Source organism: Mesorhizobium calcicola, from assembly GCF_042682105.1.
Taxonomy (GTDB): domain Bacteria; phylum Pseudomonadota; class Alphaproteobacteria; order Rhizobiales; family Rhizobiaceae; genus Mesorhizobium; species Mesorhizobium calcicola.
On the sequence record NZ_JBHUGY010000074.1, the window covers coordinates 94,417 to 115,701 of the forward strand.

Annotated in this window: 17 protein-coding genes and 1 pseudogene; 13 read left to right on the forward strand and 5 right to left on the reverse strand. The window is 60.6% G+C overall.

What is annotated here, in order from left to right:
• Nucleotides 1-39 precede the first annotated feature (39 nt).
• The gene (locus ACFSQT_RS36530; protein ID WP_379026881.1) at nt 40-1,587 is read left to right on the forward strand and encodes a GMC family oxidoreductase; all 1,548 of its coding nucleotides are present in this window, start codon (nt 40-42) and stop codon (nt 1,585-1,587) included.
• Nucleotides 1,588-1,601: 14 nt separating this feature from the next.
• Here ACFSQT_RS36530 and ACFSQT_RS36535 read toward each other — a convergent pair whose 3' ends face one another.
• Complete coding sequence (locus ACFSQT_RS36535; protein WP_379026882.1) at nt 1,602-2,036, reverse strand: DUF4260 domain-containing protein; 435 nt, start codon at nt 2,034-2,036, stop codon at nt 1,602-1,604.
• A 452-nt stretch (nt 2,037-2,488) separates the two neighbouring features.
• Here ACFSQT_RS36535 and ACFSQT_RS36540 point away from each other — a divergent pair, with 452 nt between their 5' ends.
• Entirely contained in the window at nt 2,489-3,193 is a 705-nt protein-coding gene (locus tag ACFSQT_RS36540; RefSeq protein WP_379026883.1) for a Crp/Fnr family transcriptional regulator, read from the forward strand.
• Nucleotides 3,194-3,710: 517 nt separating this feature from the next.
• A complete protein-coding gene (locus ACFSQT_RS36545; RefSeq protein ID WP_379026884.1) occupies nt 3,711-4,469 on the forward strand; it encodes a LuxR C-terminal-related transcriptional regulator in 759 nt (252 codons plus the stop codon).
• Between the two features lie 126 nt (nt 4,470-4,595).
• Here ACFSQT_RS36545 and ACFSQT_RS36550 read toward each other — a convergent pair whose 3' ends face one another.
• Together ACFSQT_RS36550 and ACFSQT_RS36555 are read right to left on the reverse strand one after the other, a co-directional pair.
• On the reverse strand, nt 4,596-4,871 hold the full coding sequence (locus ACFSQT_RS36550; protein WP_379026885.1) for a hypothetical protein: 276 nt from the start codon (nt 4,869-4,871) through the stop codon (nt 4,596-4,598).
• A 569-nt stretch (nt 4,872-5,440) separates the two neighbouring features.
• A complete protein-coding gene (locus ACFSQT_RS36555) occupies nt 5,441-6,259 on the reverse strand; it encodes a LuxR C-terminal-related transcriptional regulator (RefSeq protein ID WP_379026886.1) in 819 nt (272 codons plus the stop codon).
• 609 nt (nt 6,260-6,868) lie between these two features.
• Here ACFSQT_RS36555 and ACFSQT_RS36560 point away from each other — a divergent pair.
• The 10 genes and pseudogenes from ACFSQT_RS36560 to ACFSQT_RS36605 all read left to right on the forward strand — a co-directional run bounded on the left by ACFSQT_RS36560 (nt 6,869) and on the right by ACFSQT_RS36605 (nt 18,608).
• Nucleotides 6,869-8,545, forward strand: coding sequence for a polysaccharide biosynthesis/export family protein (locus ACFSQT_RS36560; protein WP_379026887.1), 1,677 nt, complete (start codon nt 6,869-6,871; stop codon nt 8,543-8,545).
• Nucleotides 8,546-8,794: 249 nt separating this feature from the next.
• Complete coding sequence (locus tag ACFSQT_RS36565; protein WP_379026888.1) at nt 8,795-10,042, forward strand: GNAT family N-acetyltransferase; 1,248 nt, start codon at nt 8,795-8,797, stop codon at nt 10,040-10,042.
• An 89-nt stretch (nt 10,043-10,131) separates the two neighbouring features.
• The gene (locus ACFSQT_RS36570; protein WP_379026921.1) at nt 10,132-11,430 is read left to right on the forward strand and encodes an NAD(P)-binding domain-containing protein; all 1,299 of its coding nucleotides are present in this window, start codon (nt 10,132-10,134) and stop codon (nt 11,428-11,430) included.
• Nucleotides 11,431-11,443: 13 nt separating this feature from the next.
• Entirely contained in the window at nt 11,444-12,697 is a 1,254-nt protein-coding gene (locus ACFSQT_RS36575; RefSeq protein WP_379026889.1) for a carboxylate--amine ligase, read from the forward strand.
• Between the two features lie 47 nt (nt 12,698-12,744).
• Complete coding sequence (locus ACFSQT_RS36580) at nt 12,745-13,587, forward strand: 4'-phosphopantetheinyl transferase family protein (protein WP_379026890.1); 843 nt, start codon at nt 12,745-12,747, stop codon at nt 13,585-13,587.
• Between the two features lie 115 nt (nt 13,588-13,702).
• Entirely contained in the window at nt 13,703-14,731 is a 1,029-nt protein-coding gene (locus tag ACFSQT_RS36585; protein WP_379026891.1) for a TubC N-terminal docking domain-related protein, read from the forward strand.
• A gap of 36 nt (nt 14,732-14,767) precedes the next feature.
• Complete coding sequence (locus ACFSQT_RS36590; RefSeq protein ID WP_379026892.1) at nt 14,768-16,786, forward strand: non-ribosomal peptide synthetase; 2,019 nt, start codon at nt 14,768-14,770, stop codon at nt 16,784-16,786.
• A gap of 41 nt (nt 16,787-16,827) precedes the next feature.
• Nucleotides 16,828-18,000, forward strand: a complete 1,173-nt coding sequence (locus ACFSQT_RS36595; protein WP_379026893.1) for an acyl-CoA dehydrogenase family protein — start codon at nt 16,828-16,830, stop codon at nt 17,998-18,000.
• Nucleotides 18,001-18,157: 157 nt separating this feature from the next.
• A pseudogene (locus ACFSQT_RS36600) lies at nt 18,158-18,256 on the forward strand (class I SAM-dependent methyltransferase); the annotation flags it as partial.
• Between the two features lie 127 nt (nt 18,257-18,383).
• Entirely contained in the window at nt 18,384-18,608 is a 225-nt protein-coding gene (locus ACFSQT_RS36605) for a hypothetical protein (RefSeq protein ID WP_379026922.1), read from the forward strand.
• Between the two features lie 66 nt (nt 18,609-18,674).
• Here ACFSQT_RS36605 and ACFSQT_RS36610 read toward each other — a convergent pair whose 3' ends face one another.
• A complete protein-coding gene (locus ACFSQT_RS36610) occupies nt 18,675-20,009 on the reverse strand; it encodes a lipopolysaccharide biosynthesis protein (RefSeq protein WP_379026894.1) in 1,335 nt (444 codons plus the stop codon).
• Entirely contained in the window at nt 20,000-21,277 is a 1,278-nt protein-coding gene (locus tag ACFSQT_RS36615) for a glycosyltransferase family 4 protein (RefSeq protein ID WP_379026895.1), read from the reverse strand. The genes ACFSQT_RS36610 and ACFSQT_RS36615 overlap by 10 nt, the downstream gene beginning before the upstream one ends.
• Nucleotides 21,278-21,285: the final 8 nt, after the last annotated feature.

Consider the following 21,285-nt stretch of genomic DNA (forward strand, 5'->3'; position numbering starts at 1 on the left):
ACCATCTCCTGACATCGAGCCCGTGCGGGGAATTTCAGATTGAACCGTCATTTCGACGTGCTTGTGATCGGCGCGGGATCCGCCGGCTCGGTTGTTGCCAGTCGGCTCAGTGAAGACCGGTCGTGCCAGGTCGGCCTGATCGAGGCCGGGACGATGCCGGCTGATCCCGATATCGCCGACCCGCTGAAGTGGACGATGCTCCAGGGCCGCGCCTACGACTGGTCCTATCGGACCGTGCCGCAGCCTTTTACGGCCAACCGCGTCCACGCATGGCCCCGCGGCAAGATCGTCGGCGGCTCGAGCTGCCTGCATGCCATGGCTTACGTACGCGGCCATCCCGATGATTTCGAACCCTGGGCGCAAGCCGGCGGCGAGCGCTGGTCCTATCAGGGATTGTTGCCGGGCTTCATCCGCAGCGAAGCCTTCACGGCCTTCGAGGGGCCGACACGAGGCAGGAGCGGCCCGCTGGACGTGTATCTGCCGGACGCCGAGATCAGTCCGGTCGTGCGTACCTACATCGCCGCCGGGCGCGCCATGGGTGCTCCCGCACTGAGCGACCACAACAGCGGCGAACTGGCCGGCACCAGCCCCAATTCACTCAACATACGCGACGGCAAGCGCGTGAGCGTCGCCGACGCCTATCTGCCGCCGCCGGTCATGGCGCGGCCGAACCTGACCTTGCTCGCTGGCCACGAGGTCGAGCATCTCGTGCTGAACGGCCACAAGGTCACGGGCGTGACTGTGGTTTGCGAAGGTGAGACCAGAACGCTCTGCGCCGACCGGATTGTTCTTTGCGCCGGCGCCGTATCCACGCCGCTCATCCTGATGCGGTCGGGCATTGGTTGTCCGGATACTCTGAAGCAGGCGGGGATACGCTGCCTTGCCGACCGACGCGACGTCGGCCGCAACCTGCAGGACCATCTGCTGGCTCTTGGAAATGTCTATAGCACGAAAAAGCCGGTGCCGCCGTCCCGCCTGCAGCACTCCGAATCACTGATGTACCTGCACAGCGACGACCCGACCCGTTCCACGGGAAGTCCCGACATCGTGCTCGCCTGCGTCGTCGCTCCGTCAGCGGCCGAGGGCCTGAATGCCCCGCGCTACGGCTCCGCCTTCACAATCCTGTGCGGCGTCACCCATCCGACAAGCCGCGGGCGCATCGCACCGGGCGGGCCCGGCCGCAACGATGCGCCGGTGATCGACCCGCATTATCTCGAAACCGAACACGACCGCGCGGTCTTCAGGATGGCCTTGAAGCGGGCGCGCATGGTCGGCCACCATGCGGCGCTGGACGAATGGCGCGATGCGGAAGTCCTGCCGGGTGCATCGGCTCAGTCCGACGACGAGCTCGATGCCTTCATCGCCAGGGCTGCCTCCACCCATCATCATCCGGCTGGCACATGTCGGATGGGTGGCGATGCCGGCGCCGTCGTCGACCCCGACTTGCGGCTGAATGGCTTCGACAACGTCTTTGTCGTCGACGCTTCGATCATGCCGGCGATCCCGAGCGGACCGATCAACGCCGCAATCGTCGCCATCGCGGAAACCTGGGCGGCGTCTTCACGGGTTACCGCGTCGACGGCGTGATCCCTGGATGTCCGTCACGTCACGCTGTTTGGCGCCCGGCCGATGCGGCCGAGATGGGTGTCGGAAAACGCAGTCGCATATTTGAGGCCATAGCCCAGCGCACGATCAATACCGATATGCGCGATCCAGATCAGTGCCAGGCTGGCGAACCAGGATGCATGAGTCGCCCAGGCCAGCGCGGCCAGCAGACAAGGTCCGACATAGGTATGGACCGCGTTGTAGGCGATTGCACCGGCGCGCGGGCCGGCGAGATAGGCAAACATCGAAAAGTCTGGCACCAGAAGCAATGCGGCAAACCAGCCCCAGCCGCCGCCGTACAGCTGGTACGCCCATACAGCCGCACCGATAGCCGCCAATCCCTCAAGACGAAGCAGAATACGTGGAACGCCTGTGACGGCGAATGGCGAAGAGGAAGAGCGCGAGCCCGGCAGAATGGCGCTACTGGTCACAGTTCAAATACCTCAAAAAAATCAATGATGCAGGGACATTGCCCGGCATTCGGCTTCGAGTCTATCGTCGCAACATAACCAGCGCTTCGAAAAAAATGACCATGACGGCTCCTCCCAACTGGGATTTGTATGCGACCTTTCTATCCGTGATGCATCATGGAAGCATGTCTGCGCCGCGTACTGCCCTGGCTGCGTGCGGATATGGAGGCCCGGGTCGTCATGCATGAAGATCTGAAGGCGGTTCATAGGGTCCGGTTGGTGTTCGCCGCCCTGTCGAAGGGCCTGCGATTTATGCGCGGACTTGAGGGCCAATTTTGCCGGCTCGGACATGCCGCGCAATGCAGCATCCATCGAAACGCTCCGGCCGACCATGGAACAAGCTTCGCATAACTGGCTTTCCGGGAGCGGCTATTGTAGGTTGTGCGGAGATTAGGGCGGACTCGCGAACCTTCATGCAAACGCTGTCGCAGTTTATGCGCACGCATCCCGCAGGGGCGACATTGTTGAAAAACGGTTGGGGAACCAACGATTTTCTCGATGTTTCGCCCAAAATTTACAAACCCCATTCAGTCATATGCCGCCAGGATGACAACGACGACACGATATTCATCCTAAAATCGGGTTGGGCCATCCTTTACCGCGGACTACTCGATGGAGAACGGCAGATCATCGACACTCCTCTCGGGGGAGACATTGTCGGGTTCCGCTTCGTGGACGGACCCCGTTTCGCGTCGCTGGCGTCCATAACCGAACTGGCTGTTTATGAAATTTCCAGGAAAGCACTGATCGATGCCGTCTTGTCGGACGGTCGCCTCGGGAACAAGATCGCCTGCTCCCTGGCCCGGCTGAACGCCATCCTTGCCGAACATCTCGTGAATGTCGGACGGCGGAACGCGATGAGCCGCACCGCCCATTTTCTGCTCGAGCTGGAGGAGAGACTCTCCAAAGTTGGCCTGTCGGACCATGGAAGATATGAGTGTCCCCTTACCCAGCACGAACTGGCGGACATCCTCGGAATGACCACCGTCCACGTCAACCGGACGTTGAGGGAACTTCGCAAGGCCGATCTCGTCTCTTTCAAGGCAGGCCATGTAGAGGTGATAAATCGCAAGAAGCTGGTCGAAACAGCCGGATTCGACAAAGAGTACCTCAGGTAAAATTATCCCTCCGACTCCGTTCAACCGTTGCGTGGCTCGTTCGCGTCGACCTCGCTGCGGGCCTAAGCGGCAGCGCATCGGTCTGGTGGAACTCACCCCCATTCGTCCCGTATGCGCAAAGGAATGGATCGCCATGTCCGATACCGCCACCGTCGGCCGCGCACCACTTAAAACTGGCCGCCAGGTAGTGCAAGCGTCACGAGACGCATCTGCACCGAGCCAGCATCTCAAGTTCAGGAATTCGCGTTTACCGCAGGCACTGCCGATCCTCGCTCGACTGCTCGCTTGAGCCGGCGTTCCTAATTGGCGCCATTCCCTGTGCCTTCGGGCGGATTGCGGTGTCTTTGGGTCAGGAGACGACGGCGTTCCGTACCCGAAATTTACCGAAAATTAACTTATGTTAGAGACTGCTTATAAATAGCCTCTAAGCTACCCAAGCCGTTCTCGCTGAAGGGAGGCGAGAAGAAAGGAGTTATGTTGGCCGCAAGGCTGCCAGTGTTGGAAAAGGGTGGGTAGTATGGGTGGCGTTACAGGACTGCAGAATTACACTTCGGCCAATCAGTTAGGAGTTCGATCCAGCGGAATAAAAAATGTTCCTCGTAAGGAATGCCTTCTTATCCTGGATGGAAGAGCTTTAGACCGCGAATGTCTCGCATCGGCCCTCGTGGACCACGAACTCGGCATGGTAGTGGCCGCAATGGGTTCGATCGAACAATGGCGCGTGAGGAAGAGCTCGTTCCCTCCCCTTGTCGCCATACTCTTCAACCTTGGCGGCCGGAAGGCGACCGATCATGGCGTGGCAGACGAGATCAGGCATATAGCGTCCGGGTTCAGATCAATCCCCGTCATTATCCTGGCCGACAACGAAGACCTCGCACAGATACTGACGGCTCTCGAATGCGGCGCACGTGGCTACATTCCGACCTCGGTAGGGATCGATGTGTGTGTCGAAGCAATCAACCTCGCGGCAGTTGGAGGTATCTTCGTTCCAGCGAGCAGCGTCTTGTCGATGCGGCATCTGATAGATCCAGGCAGTTGCAACAGGCAAGCTTTGACGGGATTGTTCACGCTTAGGCAGGCCGAGGTCGCCCAAGCGCTGCTGCATGGCAAGGCGAACAAGATCATCGCCTACGAACTGAACCTGCGCGAAAGCACCGTGAAGGTCCACATCCGAAATATCATGAAGAAGCTGAAGGCGGCCAACCGCACGGAAGTCGCCTGCAAGGTCAAGGATCTCTTCGCGGAACGAGCACTGGCTGAAAGTGATCCCAAGTAAGTCGCGAGACTTGCAGTGAATGGCATCCGAGAGCCGGCCTCACTTCGGTGTGGTTCGTTGCTCCGAGAGGCCCTTCAGGGGCACAATTTCACGCGGCCGTCCGCATCGCCGCCGCGAATCCGCCGATCAATCAGCGGGAGCAGGATCGGGGAAGGTGTAGCCGCCCACCCAGCTTACGGCTTCCTCGATCGTATCGAAATGCTTGTGCTGCCCGCTCAGCAAGCCAAAGCCTGTCTCGAGGAACCATTGGCCCTTCGTGGAGTAGGCTTCCTCGTCGATCCGAGTAAGGACCGCAACCAATTGGTCGAATTTCCAGACCAGGAGGCCGGATTCTCCGCCCTCGACCGTTCCAATTCGGGCTTCGTTGAGCGAAAATCCAGGAGCAATTTTTGCTTTGCCCACCTTGATAAGTCCCCTCAACTCCAAAATGGATAGTAAAAAATCCGTTAGCTTGAATGACTGCTTCTGTACCTGTCTTTCCCGCAAACGTCTCACACGAGGATGATACGCAAGGCTCTTAGGAGATCGCCAGTGAGTCAAGCTTTTTTACTCACAATCCACCGCCTTTCGCGACTTAATGTGTAACCTCCAGAGCTCGAGTGTCTCACGGTCGAACCAGGTCTTGCGGCGTTGCGTCCGGAAGCGCTTGCGTTCCAATACGTCGGCCGCAAGCGGGCACGTACGCCTCCGGTTGGCAAAGGTCGCCGTCGTATTTCGGTATCTCGTATTCGAGCCCCAGATGATCGCGGAAGACGTTTCCAATTCAGCTGGTTGATCTCCAGTGATCCTGCCGGGTATCGAGCCTGGAGTGGGTCAACAACTCGTCTGGACACCTACATCGTCATGCGCCCATCGCGATCCGTCTCCACCCCACCTCTTTGTGAGCATCGCCGGGGTGATTTGAACCCACGCGTTCTTGATCGCGGTGCCTCGCATCAGGGCAAGTGAATGCATCAGCCCGAATAAAGCGGTCACACCGGATGAGTGTTCTCAAGAAGGTGGTACCCCTTTTGTGCTTCAAATAGATCTTGCGGATAGTGAGAGGGCTTAGTCGCCATCTTTTCGGTCCCTGACGGGCCATTATCAGACGCGGGAGTGAGCACACCATGGTTCATCGCCCAAACCGCAGCCTGCGTACGGTTGCGAACCCGAATCTTTCGAAGGATCGCCTTGACGTGTACCTTCACCGTGGCTTCGGCGATCCTAATCTCGCGCGCGATGGTTTTATTGGACTCCCCTTCGATCAAGCAACGTAGAATACATTTTTCCCTGTTTGATAATATGGAAAGTTCTTGCTCCATATTATCCACTTTTACATCTATTCTTTTCAAATCATTAGTCATCGACTCATATTTTAGCTCATTCCCTATATCTCGAATAAATATCGAATTCTCCACAGGTAACACTGCCTGCCCAAGCATAACCAATTCGAGAGCTTTGATGAAAGTGTCGGGAGCGGCGACCTTTGTCAAATATGCGTCAGCGCCCGCCCGAAAAGCTGAAACTATATCGCTCGACAGACAGTGATCGGCCAGCGCAACGACATGACTGTTCGGATAAATCGCTTTAAAGTCAGCAATTTGTGCGAATTCAGCGTCTGCATCGGTACCGCCGACGTCCATGATGAGCAGGATGGGCCGCTGCCGGGGCAGCGGCTTCTGCAGAAGATCGTGAACACACGCAGCAGAGAAAAGAGTACGAAACTTTGCTGCATCCAGGATTCGGCCAAGGCCTTCTCGGAGTAACTCGCTCGGCCCGACAATCACCGTTGTAAAAGATTGTTTTGTCATCGTAGCTTCCCCAACGCGCCCGGTAAGGCGCTCTGCGCGCCAACCGCATATTTTTTTAACGTTACGCCAGGAAAACCCTACACCAGTATACCCTCTTTAGGCGTAGGGGCGGCATCCTCGATACCTATCCGGTTTCTCAAGCCTGTAGCCTTGGGGAAGGCATGATGCGGGCGGCGGGGCCCGGCGCCATCGTGGCGTTGGATGCGTCGAGGCGAACGCAATCTTGAGGTCACACACGCTGATCCTGACCAACGCCCCGCGCTTCAGCAGCTGGCGCAACGCGCCGCAGCTGGCAGTGGCGAATTGGGGTGAGGGCCAGGGAAATGCGGCGCAGCTCGCACTGCGATCGCCTTTTGCCATCAGAGATGGTTCTCCTGCTTTATCCGGAACTTTATCCGGAAGGAGTGCCCACAAAGGGATAGTTGTGCCGCTGGCGGTGAAGGGTCACGATAAGGGAGGGTCTTGCTCGTCGGCCCATGCCTCGACCAGTTCGGGACGGGATGGCCACACGGGATGGCCACCATTGAAAGGTGAAAGCCACGCGCCATGGCCACAGGTTACAATTCCGAGCCGGTCACTCCCTCGCCACAGGCGGCTGGCCACAGGGGAATGAAGGCCACCCTGCTTGTCCTTGGGCTCTCTGGAGTCACCGCCCTGGGAGGGGGCGCGGTCAAAAACTGGGATGCCGTCGAGGTTGCTTCCAGAGCCGTGGCGCAGAAGGTCGAGGACGTCTCCGGTGCCGTGGCGCGGAAGGTCGAAGATGTTTCCGGAGCCGTGGCGCTGAAGGTTGAGGATGTCTCCGGAGCAGTGGCGCAGAAGGTGTCCGCTGCTGTCGACAGCTGGCAAGATCAACCGGTTCAAGCCAAGGCCGAACCCTCCCGGGCGATGGTGTCGGGAACGGATGCGTCGGCCGCGACGTTGGCCGAAAGGATCGCCGCTCCTGCCGTCCCCACCAGTGCCGAGCGCCCCAAAACCATCAGCACGGCGCCTGGCGTGCCAACCGGAAGCCTGTTCGGCATCGGCGACCGTCTCAAGGTCGTGTTCTACGAGCGCGTCGACGTCGAGGAAGACAAGTGGGGGGGGGCATCCTCGGTCTCGGCCCTGAGCGGCATCCTGCAGCGACCGGAACTGAGCGGCGAGTATGCTGTCCAGGACGACGGCACGATTTCCGTGCCCTTGCTTGGCTCCATTCCGGTCGCCAACCGGTCGAGACAACAGGTACAGGCCGACCTGGCAGAAACCTTCGAACAGCTGCTGGGTCGCAAGGGGCTGGTCAACATCCTGTCGCTGGAGCGCTCGCCCATCTACGTACTGGGGCCAGTCAAGAATCCAGGCTCGTTCAAGTACGCGTCCGGCATGACGATCCTGCACGCCATAGCGCTGGCCGGCGGGCTCGACCGGGGCGCGAGCGAGCCGTGGCAGAAGATCGAAGCCGTGCGCGAAACGCAGAAGCGGAGCGGGGCGATCGATGCAATGTCGAAGTTGCTCGCGCGCGAGGCAGTTCTGAAAGCCGAGCGCGACGGTACCGCGCCCGCGATTCCGCGCCAGTTGCTGGAGCTGGCCGGCGCAACCGAAGCCGCCAACCTCGTCAACGAGCAGAGCGACCGGCGCAAGCCCGTCGCCACGGCCCGCAAAGATCGCGAGCGCACGATCCTGCGTGCACTGGACGAGGCCAGGCAGGATGTTGCCGCGTATGGGCACATGGACTCGCTCGACGAACTCGTCAAGCTGCGCCAGGAGCGCGTCAACAGCATGCGCACGCTCGTGGACCGCAACGTTCTCAGCCAGACGGTGATGGATCAGGTCCGGAGCGAATTGTCCGACGCGGAACAGCGTCGGCAGGACGCCCTCAACCAGTACGCGATGGCCAAGCAGCGCCTTGCTTCGCTGGAGGCTGAGGCGTTGCAGACCCGGGCCGACCTTAGGAACGATCTGGAGGTCGAGATCGAGTCCACGGAGAGCCAGATCGCGGCTAATGCGCGCGAGTTGAACGCCAGCGAAGGCGTCCTGTACGCGTTGCCGGAGACCCGCGCCCAGTTTGCGAAGGACGCGAACAGCGTAACCTATCAAATCGTGCGCCAATCGGCAGCCGGGCCGGTCAGCATCGAGTCCGACGGGATGACCCTGTTGCAGCCGGGCGACCTCGTCAACATCATCGCGGGCGAGCCAAGAGAGCTGGGCGGTTCGCCGTTCCCGACCTCGTCGCGGACCAGCGAGTGCTCGCCGACGTGCACTCCCAAAGGGCCTGGCCGCGAGGTGGCGGAGCAAAGGATTGGTCCGAATTGATGCCCGGCAAGAGACTGGTCTGCACGGCCTGGTCCGCGTGGATGAACTCGTCGGGACGAAGTGGGAAGCGAAACGACTGCTCACCGACAGCTTGAGCCGCTTCACGAACGAGCATCCGCTCAGGGGCTCGGAATATTGGCATGGACTGCTCGCCGTGAGTAGTCAGGAATAGGGTCTTCACTTCTCGCGCTGGCGATACGAGACTTCTCCAAACAGGACAAACCCTGAAGGATCAGGAAGATGGGGTGCATGTCAGGAGTTCTTGATGTCTCAGCTGTCGGCGCCGAACCCTATCGTGTGGCTTCAGTAGAACAAGACATGAGCCAGGATACAGTCATCGACGTTACCGTGGAGACCTTGCCGGACATCGCGAGACTCGAGACCATTTGGAAGGAGCTCGAAGCGCGAGCACCTCACTCATTCTATCTGTCCTGGCTCTGGATCGGAACTTGGCTGCGGCATCTGCCGGGGGCCGCGCAACCACATGTTCTGGTCGCTCGGACGTCAAGCCGGATCGTTGGATTGGCGATTATTTGCCGGCGGAGGGCCTGGAGTTTCGGGCCGCACGCGCGGGCGCGCTGGCTGCTCAATGAAACCGGAGATGTTCGTTTCGATCGATTGTTCATCGAGTACAACAACATTCTTGCGGAGCGATCCCTGGCCGATGCCACCAGGGTGGCATGCCTCGAGGCCTTGGCGCATCACTTGCGCTACTCTGACCAGCTAGTGCTCTCCGGAATTGATCCGGACTTTGAGTTGGCAGCTTGTCGCACCGCGGGCCGGGCCGGGCTCCTTACCGATGTGAGAGCGGACGATACGGCGCGGTGGATTGATTTCGCCAAAGTCCTCCAGAAAGGCGGAAATTTCCGCGCCACGTTGGGCCGCAATACTCGGCAGGCGGTAAGCCGTGCCATGCGGTTATATGCTGAACGCGGCCCCATTGCGTTCCGGACCATGGAAGTGACATCGGAGGCGCTCGCCGCGTTTGATTTGCTCGCCGAACTTCATCAGGCGCGGTGGGGACGCAAGGGAGCGTTTGCCAATCCGAGCTTCCGTCGATTTCACGAGGAGCTCATTGCACTCGGAGTTCCCACCGGGACCGTCCGCATCTCACGGACGTTGGCTGGGGACCAGACAATCGGGATCCTGTACAATTTCGTGCACGACGGCCGTGTTTACAACTACCAAAGCGGCTTTCTCTATGAGCGCGACGGCCGGCTCAAGCCCGGACTTGTCAGCCATGTGCTGGCTATTGAGGACAGCATCGGACGCGGGGAGCGCGGCTACGATTTTCTGGCAGGCTCCGCCGGGCATAAGTCTCACCTGGCCAATACGGAGCATTCCATGAAGTGGATCGCAATAGGCAGGGACAGTCCAGAGCGCCGGATCGAGGCAAAGCTGCGCGGTGCCAGGCGGGTGCTAGGGACCATTGCTACGAACATGAAAGAGGCCGTGGCTCGAAGGGCCGACCAACGGAGGAGCCCCACTCTGCATTAAGGATTGGAGGCAGGCTCCTGGACAATCGGCAGGCAGGTTCGCCCCTTCGGCAGGCGAGGACCAACGGGAGGTGCTGTTAATTGTGCGACGTGACCGTTATCGGTGCTGGCCCCTATGGACTGTCGGTAGCAGCGCACTTACGCGGACTGGGCGTTGATTACCGGATAATCGGCCGCCCGATGGAGAGTTGGAAGAGCAAGATGCCGAAAGGCATGCTGCTCAAATCCGCCGGGTTCGCATCAAACCTCTCTGATCCCGAGCAGGCTTTTACTCTTAGGCAATTCTGCATCGAACACGGCAGCCCCTATGAGCATTTGGATCTCCCGATTCCTTTGGAAACATTCGCCGCCTACGGGGTGGCGTTCCAAAAAAGCTGCGTGCCGGATGTGGAAGACGAGGAACTCGTCTCCTTGATTCCAGTTCCAGAAGGCTTCGATCTTCGTATGAAGAGCGGACTATCCTTCAGGACGCACAAAGTGGTGATCGCAACGGGCCTGACCCATTTTCGCCATGTCCCCGAGCTGTTTTCCCAATTGCCCAGCGATAGGCTGTCGCATGCGGCTGATGTTCACGACCTTGAGAGATTCCAGGGGCAGCGTGTCGCGGTAATCGGAAGCGGAGCATCGGCAATAGATATAGCGGTGCTCTTGAACGAAGCGCGGGTAGACGTTCAGCTTATCTCGCGCAAGCGGGCCATCATTTACAGTGGCCGATGGGGGGGCTCGTTCCCGGTGCTGAGCAGTCTAGCCCGCCCCGTATCTGGTATTGGCCCGGGTTGGAAGCATCGACTGTTCGCGGACTTACCTTGGCTCTTTCGATATTTCCCCGAGTCCTATCGACTTGAAATGGCAGAAAAATTCCCCTCGCCTTCGGGAGGGGCGCCAATGAAGGATCGGGCGGCAACTGTTCCTCTGCATATGGGATGCTCGCCGCAGGCGGTGAGAGTGTCAGAGCATGGAGTACAGTTAAAATTGCTATCCGTGGACGGCGACACTCAAGTCGTTGAGGCAGATCACATAATCGCGGCGACCGGATACAAGGCCGACGTGCATCGTTTTCCTTTCTTAAGCTCTTCAATTGTTGAACAGCTGCGTCTTGTCGGAAAAACTCCGACGCTGTCCGCGAACTTCGAATCGTCCATTCCCGGGTTGTATTTCGTAGGGCATGTATCGACCACGACGTTTGGACCCGTCATGCGTTTCGTGTTTGGCACCGACTTCACCTGTCGCACGATATCAAGGCATCTAGCGAGGATCCGACCCAGGCCATTGCGAGCATCCCGTCGTATGACCGCGGGACAGCACCGCGCCACGGTCGACGTCTTCAGCCCGGAAAAGCCTGTGGACGTTCACCTTGAACCAATAAGGGGAAGTCAGTCTTCTCGCTAGGATTGGGGCTATCATGCCTGGTCAGGTGACAAACCCGCCGCAACACAGCCTAGCAGCCGATGGCGCACCGACGCCGATCGTCTTAGGAGGAGGAATAAACGGTCTGTCCGCTGTACGCAGCCTGGCTCAAGCCGGGCTTCGACCGATTGTAGTCGTCGATACGAAATATGATGTGGCAGCTGTGTCGCGATATGCCCAGCGAGTTACCGTTTCCACATTCAGCGGTGAAGAGTTCGTCGATGAATTGATTCAACTGCGGGAAGGAATGCCTCACGGAGGCGTAATAATATTTGCCGATGACCGTCCACTATTGGCCGTGTCACGGCACCGTGACCGTGTAGCCCCCTGGTTCGGCTTTCAACTTCCATTGCACGACTTGCTGGTCGACTTGACTCTGAAGGAGCGATTTTTTCGTCTGGCCCAGGGTGGTGGCTTTCCGGTGCCAAGAACCCTCTTGGCGAAAAACTATGCTGACTTGAACGGTTTGCGTGACCTTCGGCCGCCATTCTGCGTGAAGCCGAACAGCCGTTCCCAAGCGTATGATGGCTCTTTCAAGAAAGCCTATCGCATCGAAACCCAAGCCGATGCCCGGTTGCTCTGCCAGCAGGTGCTGGACGCGGTGGGGGAGGTGATTGTTCAGGAGTGGATTGAGGGGTCGAATGACTCCATCTACTTTTGCCTGTGCTACCTGCGCCCGGGTGCTTCGGTCGCCTTCACGGGCCGCAAAGGCCGTTCCTGGCCGCCTCAGATCGGCGTGACCGCCAGTTGCTGGGCGGCGCCGGAAGTCGCCGAGGAATTGGAGGATCTGACAATCGGCTTCTTCCGATCAATCGGTTTGACAAACGGCTTCGCCAGCATGGAATTCAAGCGCGACCGGCGTGACGGCGGATTTCGATTTGTCGAGCCAACGGTTGGCCGGATCGATGGGCAGGTGGAGATCTCCGCCCTGTGTGGCGTCAATCTCTGCAATGTCGGCTATTGCGACGCCGCCGGGCAGCCATACCCACCGTTGGAGTTTGATCCAACGCATGTCTGGCGCGATGAATTCAGGGATTTCATCTCGGCTTGGCTCCTTGGCGCCAGCTGTTTCTATCCACCGGGTCATAGGATTCACAACGCCTACTGGCGCTGGGACGATCCAGGCCCGGCGCTGCTGGAGGCAGCAAATGCCGCGAAGAAACGCTGCGCGATGTCATCTGACACCCTGTCAAAACTGAGCCAATTTCACCGTACCGGAAAGATCAATCAGCACCACAACCCTGGTTGAGAATTGTACTTGTGCGCATGAGCGCTCCCAGCGACCGGAATCCACGTATGACCTCTGACTGCTGTCCTGAGCTCGACGATTTCCAATTTCCTGGCATGGGCGGGGGCGATCCCCATGGCGCATTGGGCGCGAGCTGGAATTTTCATGCTGTCTCGGTTCGGCCGGAACATCGATCAATTCCACCCGTCAGATTCGGCGTCAGTCAGCCTCTTGTGGAGCCGGCACCGCCCCATCCAAACTTTTTGGATAAAGTCGCGCTGAGACCCGAGATCACAATACCGGTTCTCGAGAATGATGGTTTAGAGGTCCTGGCATTCATGCTCGATGCGGAGCAGAACGTCATCCGTGAGATAGGCATTTGCCTCAACGAAGAGGAACGTCGGCGCGCCGAGGGGTTGAGACTGGAGCGGGACCGTCGCCGCTTTGTCGTTACCCGTGGGCAACTGCGCCGAATCCTCGCTTCCAAACTGGGAATCTCGCCGTCCGATGTCGAACTAGAGTATGGACGCCTAGGCAAACCACACCTCTCGCACCGGATGCCAACTCGCGATTTGCGCTTCAGTGTCTCACGATCCGGAAATGTCGCCGTCGTCGCCCTCTCGACCAGGCAGGAAGTCGGGGTGGATATCGAGACAGTTCTCACTGTGCCCGAAGCGGACGAGATCGCAGCACTCTGCTTTTCCGCCTCCGAGTATGGGTCCTACACCGCTCTTGGTCCGGAAGACCGGCTGGAGGGCTTCCTCCGGCGCTGGACCCGGCTGGAGGCTATCTCCAAGGCCCTGGGGTGCGGCTTAGGACAGCCCCTTTCTTGGGATGAAAGGGATTGGGATGTCCGTAGCTTCGTGCCGAGACCTGGGTACATCGGGACGGTGGTAGTCCGGAATTGGTAGTCCGGAATTGAAGTGCCCGCGATGCCATCATTCGCTTACGATGCACTGCGCGTAAACGAGGGCACGCAAAAGTTCATTCATGGGACAGCGCTTCCCTCACATGTCGGGGGACCCAATGTCGGCGGACGTGATACAAATCCCGGAGCTTCTCGCAGACCTCGCGGTCAAGGACATCAAGGTCTGGGTAGAAGGCGACCGGCTGCGGTGCAATGCCCCAGCAGGCACACTGACGGCTGAGTCTACCGACCAGTTGCGGCACCGGAAGGGCGAAATCATCGCGTTTCTGAATATGGCCACGGTAGCGGCCCGGCAACAGCCTGCAATCGTTCCCCTGCAGTCTCGCGGAACACGCACGCCCATTTACGCCGTACCCGGGCATATCGGGGCGCCCTTCTCATTCTCGGACCTGTCGAAGCACCTGGGCGGCGATCAACCGTTTTACGCACTCCAACCGCCTGGCTTCGATGGGCAAAGCGAGCCGATGGACGGCGTCGAAGATATCGCCGGGTACTTCGCCCGCCAGATCGTCGAATATCAGCCCACCGGTCCATACATCATCGCCGGTTACTGCTCCGGCGCTGCAACCGCTTTCGAGCTGGCAAAAATCCTGCACGAACGCGGAGCGGAGGTCCCATGCACAGCGCTCTTTGGCCCTCTTCACCCCACCATCTATAGGAAATTGCCGCGTCTGTTGTATTTCTATGCTCGGCGTAGCGCAGATTCGCTCCTGCGAGAGATGGCGAAGCTGCCGACATTCGGTGCCCGTCTCCGATATTTCGGCAGTCGCCTCTGGAATCTCGGCGAGCGCGTCCGCGCCCTCGTGACCCTCGTTCGCAAAAGCAAAGAGCCCGTTGCGACAGATCCGGTGCTGGCGAGCAGAGCTCGACTCAAATCCGCGGCGATCACGGCTTTGCGGCGGTACATTCCCACTCCGTATTCGGGTCGAGTATGCATATTCCTTCCGAACAAGGCCTGGATGCGATCGGGTGCAGCACCGCACCGATGGCTTCGAGTGGTGCCCCATGCCGAATTCTATTTCGGGCCCGAGGACTGCAACGATACACTTATGCTGGAGGAGCCGGACGCACCTGCCATCGCAGAGCTTTATCGCCAAGCAACCCAGAAAGCTGAACGATTGACATGATTTGATTTTCTGATTTCTGCAATGGGGACGCATCTCATGAATGAAGTCCTACCTATCGCGGCGGAGGGCGTAGCGCTTCCCCTGCTGAAAGATGCCGATCATCAGGCGCTGGTTGTCGAGTACAACGCCACGGCAGCGCCCTACCCGTCGGACAGGACGATTATCGATCTCTTCCGCGAACAGGCGATGCGTAGTCCTGGCGCCGAAGCGATCCGCTTCGGCGACGCAGCGCTGACATATCAGCAGCTCGACGAACGCTCCAACCAGATGGCCACGCATCTGAGCTCGACCGGCGTGGGGCCGGGTCGGATTGCCGTTGTGTTCATGGAGCACTCCATTGAAGTCGTCGTCGCGATCCTAGGCGTCCTGAAGTCGGGCGCAGCCTATGTGCCGGTGGATGCGGCAACACCGAAGGGGCGTCTCGCAACAATCCTGAAGGACATTGCCAACGGGACCGACGGGCGGGCGCCGGTGGCGATCACCCAGACGCCCCTGCAGCCCGTCATTTCCCCGAACCTTGCCGACATTATCGTGCTCGACGCCGATTTCGGGTCGATCTTGAATCAGCCGGACTCGGCCCGACCGTCCGCTGCCACGCCGGACGCCGCCGCCTATATCATCTTCACCTCCGGCTCGACCGGCACACCCAAGGGCGTCGTGATCGAGCACCGGAACCTGGTGAACTACATCTGGTGGGCCGCTCGGGTGTACAGTTCCGGCGAACGTCTCGCATGGCCCCTTTTCTCATCGCTCGCCTTCGACCTGACCGTCACGACGCTCTTCACGCCACTCATAACCGGCGGCCGCATCGTGGTCTATCTTGGTGATCCCGGAGTCCAGAGCATGGTCGTGCTCAAGGTCATCGACGACAATGCCGTCGATATCATGAAGCTGACGCCGGCGCATCTCGCGATGATCCGCGACCGCAATCTTGGGACCACAAGGCTGCGCAAGTTCATCGTGGGTGGCGAGGACTTCAAGACCGAGTTGGCTCGCGATATCACGAAAGCCATCCCCCATCCTATCGAGATCTACAACGAGTACGGACCAACCGAAGCCACTGTGGGCTGCATGATACACCGTTTCGACATCGACCGGGATCAATCCGCATCGGTGCCAATCGGCGTTCCGGCCGCCAATGCGGGCATCTACGTCCTCGACAAGGCGCATCAGCCCACCAGCCCCGGCATTGTCGGTGAGATGTTCATTGCCGGCGACGGTCTCGCGAGAGGCTATTTCAATCGCCCTGACCTCACTGACGAACGTTTCCTCACGGCCATCGATCCCCGAGATCGGTTTTCGAAGCTGCGGCTGTACATGACGGGCGATCTCGCCCGCTGGAACTCGGAAGCGCGCCTGGACTTTCTCGGCCGTGCCGATCATCAGGTGAAGGTTGGTGGCGCGCGTGTCGAACTGGGCGAGATCGAAGCGCGGCTTCTGAAGCACCCGCACGTTCAGGAATGCGCTGTCGCTGCCATCGCCACCTCGGTGGTGAAACCAGCGACACAAATGATGGCCCAAATCGGCCATGTCGAACCGCCAGCGGTCGAAGACGGCATCGCACGACTTGTGGCCTACTATGTCTCGTCGAAACCTGTGACCGTGGCGGACCTGCGCGCCCACCTCGCCGAAGAACTCTTGGAGTCCATGATTCCGACACACTATGTTCGCCTCGAACGGATGCCGGTCACGTCCAACGGCAAGATCGACCGCTCCTCGCTTCCCGAACCGACGGCGGAAAACATCCAGCCTGCACAAGACTTCGCCGCCCCCTCGACGGAGACCGAGAAGACGCTGGCCGCGCTGTGGTGCGATCTCCTCAAGGTCGAGTCGATCGGCCGTGACGACAACTTCTTTGGCCTGGGCGGGCAGTCGCTCTTGGTGATGCGGGCAGTGTCGCGCATGCGAAAGATCTTCGGCGTCGACGTGCAGCTTCGCAATCTCTTCGAGCGCCCGACAGTGGCCGGACTGGCGGAAATGATCGACGGAATGCGCTGGGTGGCCGATTCCAGAGCCCCTTCACTCGAGGGACCAAGAGAGGAAATCGAACTCTAGCCTATCGGACGGCCCTCCGAATGGCCTTGGGGCGGATGAAGATGATGGACAAAGCTTGGGTACCGTCGCGAAGACCGGGGCTGCCTTGGGCAGCCGAGGAGTACGAGCTCTTACGGGACCAGGTCCGCCGGTTCGTCGAGGAGGAGATCAAGCCCTGTGCGGATCGCTGGGAAGAGGACGGGTTCATTCCCCGTCCGATCCTGCGCCGCATGGGCGAACTCGGCTTCTTCGGCATCCGCTTCCCGGCCGAGTATGGTGGTGCCGAGATGGACGCGGTTGCATCGACGGTCTTCGCCGAGGAGCTCGGGCGCTCGACCTATGGCGGCGCCGCCGATGCGATGCTGGTCCATAGCGACATGGCTTCCATGTATGTCTTTCACGACGGGACCAAAGCCCAGCGGGCCCGCTGGATGCCGGGCATTATCAGCGGCGAGGTGATCACCGCGGTCGCCATCACGGAGCCGGATGCAGGCTCGGACGTGAAGGCCATCCGCACGCGCGCGCTCCGAGAGGGCGACTCTTACGTCCTCGACGGCACGAAGCTCTACATCACGAATGGCGTCCACGCAGATCTTTACTGCGTCGCCGCCAAGACTGATCCCTCGGCAGGAAGCAACGGAATCACGATGTTCCTCGTCGAAAAGGGCACGCCCGGCTTCAGCGTCGCCCGCGAGTTGGACAAGCACGGTTGGCGCTCCTCCGATACGGCGGAGCTCGTCTTCGACGGTTGCCGTATCCCCGCCGAGAGCGTGCTCGGCGCGGAGGGACAAGGCTTCTACTCCATCATGCGCAACTTCCAGAACGAGCGCCTTGTCCTCGCGGCCATGGCGATAGGGACGGCCGAGGCGGCGATCGATATGACCCTCGCCTGGGTGAAAGCGCGCCGCGCATTCGGGGGCGCCCTGTGGGACATGCAGGCGATCCGTCAACGTCTCGCGATGCTCTCTGCGAAGGTGGAGGCAGGCCGCCAGTTTCTCTATGCCACCGCTTGGCGCATGGCGGCGGACGAAGATTGCCTGCGCGAGATCTCGATGTTGAAGGCCATCTGCGGCGAACTCGTCAACGAGGTCGCCTATGCGTGCGTGCAGTTCCACGGCGCCATGGGCGTCATGCGCGAGACTCCGATCGAGCGGATAACGCGTGACGCCCGCGTCCTATCCATCGCCGGCGGCGCGACGGAGGTGATGCTGGAGGTGGTCGCGTCGATGGCGTGAGCCCAATGCCGCCGCCACATCTCGGGGGCTGTCGGTTGCGACTGGGTTGGACATCCCGTGTGCCATTGAACGGCTCCCGCAGCACTGCAGCAATGTGCTCATTGGCCGAGTTCCAAGGCTGGGCTTTATCCGGAAGGCGTGCCCATAAAGGGTAGTTGTGCCGCTGAAGACGGACGGGGTCGAGATCCCGCTCGCGGACAACTCCGTCGATCTGGCGCATTCGGACCAACTCATGGAGCATCTGCATGTGGAGGACGCCGAGGCCCAGCTCCGGGAGATCCACCGGGTGCTCAGGCCCGGCGCGCACTATGTGTGCACGACCCCGAGCGCGATCACCGGGCCGCACGATATCTCGATTTATTTCGACGAGGTGGCCGACGGGCATGCACATGCGGGAATACGACTATTGCTCACTGCGCGCCCTGATGCTCCAAGCGGGCTTTCGCCTGATCGAGTTCCCGCTGGTGGTCGCCGGATATTGGCTCGCTACGCCGCCCTACCGGCTCCTGCGCGGTATCGAACTGGCTCTGCAACAGCTTCCGGCTCGGTTGCGGCGCAATCAATTGGCCCATTTCCTGATGGGCATCACGGCAGTCGCCACCAAATGACAGATCGCGATGGCCCGAAGGCCGTCCAATTGCGGTCGATAACCCTGCGCCATGATCGATGTCTCCTCAAGTCTGGAGCCGCGACGCGGTCGGTCGTTCGTGCACAGCGCCGCCGGCAGAATCCAGGTTCGTCGCGAAGGCCAGGATCAGGGCCGCACACGCACCCTCGATGCTGACGGCGAGCGTCCAGCCCAGGACCAGGCCTTGAAGTCCACCGTGCTTCGCTCCCGCGATCACCAGGCACAGCTCCAGCAATCCGCCAAGCGCGAACCAGCGAGATGCCTTGCGCATCCTGTCGCCCAACCGGGCCAGCGTGCAGGCATGAAATTTAAGCGTTGATCCCAACAGGCTGAAGCCGAGGAAGCGCAGGCTCGAACCGGCGATCTCAGGATAGGCTGGATTGAAGACTGCAAGGATCGTCTGCGAATAGGTGAAGATGAAGACGGCGCAGACCAGCGAGAAGAGCAATGACGCCATCACCGATAAAAGGATGTCGTGTCTGGATTGTTTCGGGTTCGCTCTGACCACGGGGAACAGGGCCGTGGCCATGGCCGCGGGAATCACCGAGGCCATGGATACCAGCATCCACAACGACACGAAGGCGGCATTGATGGCCGGCGACAGGAGAATCAGCACAAGGTACGGCATAATGACGCTCGGGGCCTGCAAGGACACGTCGAGTGCGTAGTGGTCGAAGACCTTGCTTCGGAGCGCATGCAGCAGCTGGAAATCGGGAGGCCCAAAGAGGTGGCGCGCACCGCCCCGGGTCAACAGGTCCACGCCGATGACGGACGCCAGCAAGCCGGCCACCCAGCTCAGAAGAAGCGCGGCATTGGAGGTGTAGCCGCCAACCGCGGCGGTGGCGATCAGTAGCAGCTTGAACGTGGCGAACAGCACTTGCCGGATCATCCTGCCGGTGCTGCGCAAGTTGCCCAGGAACGCCTGGTCGGCCACGATGGCGAGAACGGTCAGACCGCAGCCGAAGACGAACGCAACACCCTCGAACCAGCCGCCGATCAGCCCGGTCGAGCTATTGATGTAGGCATGCCCGAAGACTAACAACAAGGCCAGGCCGACCGCCAGCGCCACCCCGATGCACGCTGCCGCGGCCACCAGGCCGCGCTCCTTGCCAGGATTGCGGACGATCTCGCCCACCAGCATGGTCCCGATCCCCGCCTCCCCCAGCAGGCCGACAAGCCCCATCACGGACAGGAGGGCAGAGGCGTTGCCGATCACCTGTGGCGGAAACAGCCGCGCCGCGAGCCACCAATAGACAAACCCGAGACCGGCCGCTGCAATCGTTCCGATTGCCAGAGCGCCGGAATTCATCACGAGCGCGGTGCTCTTTCGAAGCTCTTGGCGCACGCGAATAATGGCCGTCCCGGCGGGGTCTACCGACATGATGGCTGTCCCGAACCTTGCTGCGCCGGCACCGCGGACCTGCCGGCGTCTGGGCGCAGGACGTCCCGGTAGACCTGCTCGATCCGGGTCACGACCGCTCCGGCCTTGAGGCGCTCGACCCTGGCGAGGCTTGTCGCCTCCAGGCGGGCGAGTAAGGTGCGGTCCTCTAGAAGTGTCTGCATTGCGTTGGCGAGGGCGTGCGCGTCGCCGCTCGGCACGAGAAGGCCTGTTTCGCCATGATCGACGAGATCGGGCATGCCGCCGATGTCGGTTGCAACGACTGTCTTGCCCGACGCCATCGCTTCCATGATCACTGTCGCGCAGGCTTCTGGCCCCACCGATGGCAGCACGCCGAACAGTGAGCGCCGCCATGCATGCATGATGGCGGAATGCGGCCACATGCTGAAGACTCTAACGTTCGGCGGAAATTCGGTTGGCGTATCGGCGACCCGGCGCCCGACCAGGACCAGCGGCGGCGCCCGCTCCAGGCTGGCATAGGCCTGCAGGAGAACGTCAATGCCCTTGAGGCGCATCATGTCGCCGACGAACAGGATGAATCCATCCCCGGGCAGTTCCCGCAGGCAGGCGTCTTCCGGGCCAAGCACCCCGGCATCGTCGGGCACGAAGTTGGGGATGACGTCGTAAGGGGCGCGCCCTTGGGTGAGTCCGGTGTGACGGGCCACCGCGTGGCTCACCGCGATAAAGCGGTCCACCGCGCGGCGAGCGGCGAAGCTCGACGCCCAGTTGCCCAAGGTGGTCGCGGCTGCCTTCACCGCCCCGTAATGCCCCGCGGCGCAGGGCAGGCACTTGGCCGGCGCTGGGCCACTGCAGAGATGGGCGCCCAAGTGCATGAAGTTCTTCTTGGCGCAGACAAGGCCATAATCGTGGAGCGTAACCACGAGGCGTGCCCCACTTAGACCTTTGAGTGGCAGGAAGGACGCGTAAATCCAGTTATGGGCGTGAACGATATCCGGCTCCTCCCGGGCGACCAGCCGCTTCAGGGCAAGCACCAGTTCGGGATCCGGGAAGGGCGGAGCATGGCGACGCTCGGGATCGGTGTGGAGGCCCGACAGACGCTGGAGCGTGCCGCGCAGGCGATGCACGTGGACCGCGCCGTCCAGCTCGGTTTCGGGCGATCCGGGATGTATCAAGGTCCCGACGCTGACATGATGGCCCCGCTGCGCCAGCGCTGCGCCGAGATTGCGGACGTGCCGCTCCTCGCCCCCGATCACCGGCGGATAGAACTGCGATAGCAGCAGGATGCGCATGATCGAGC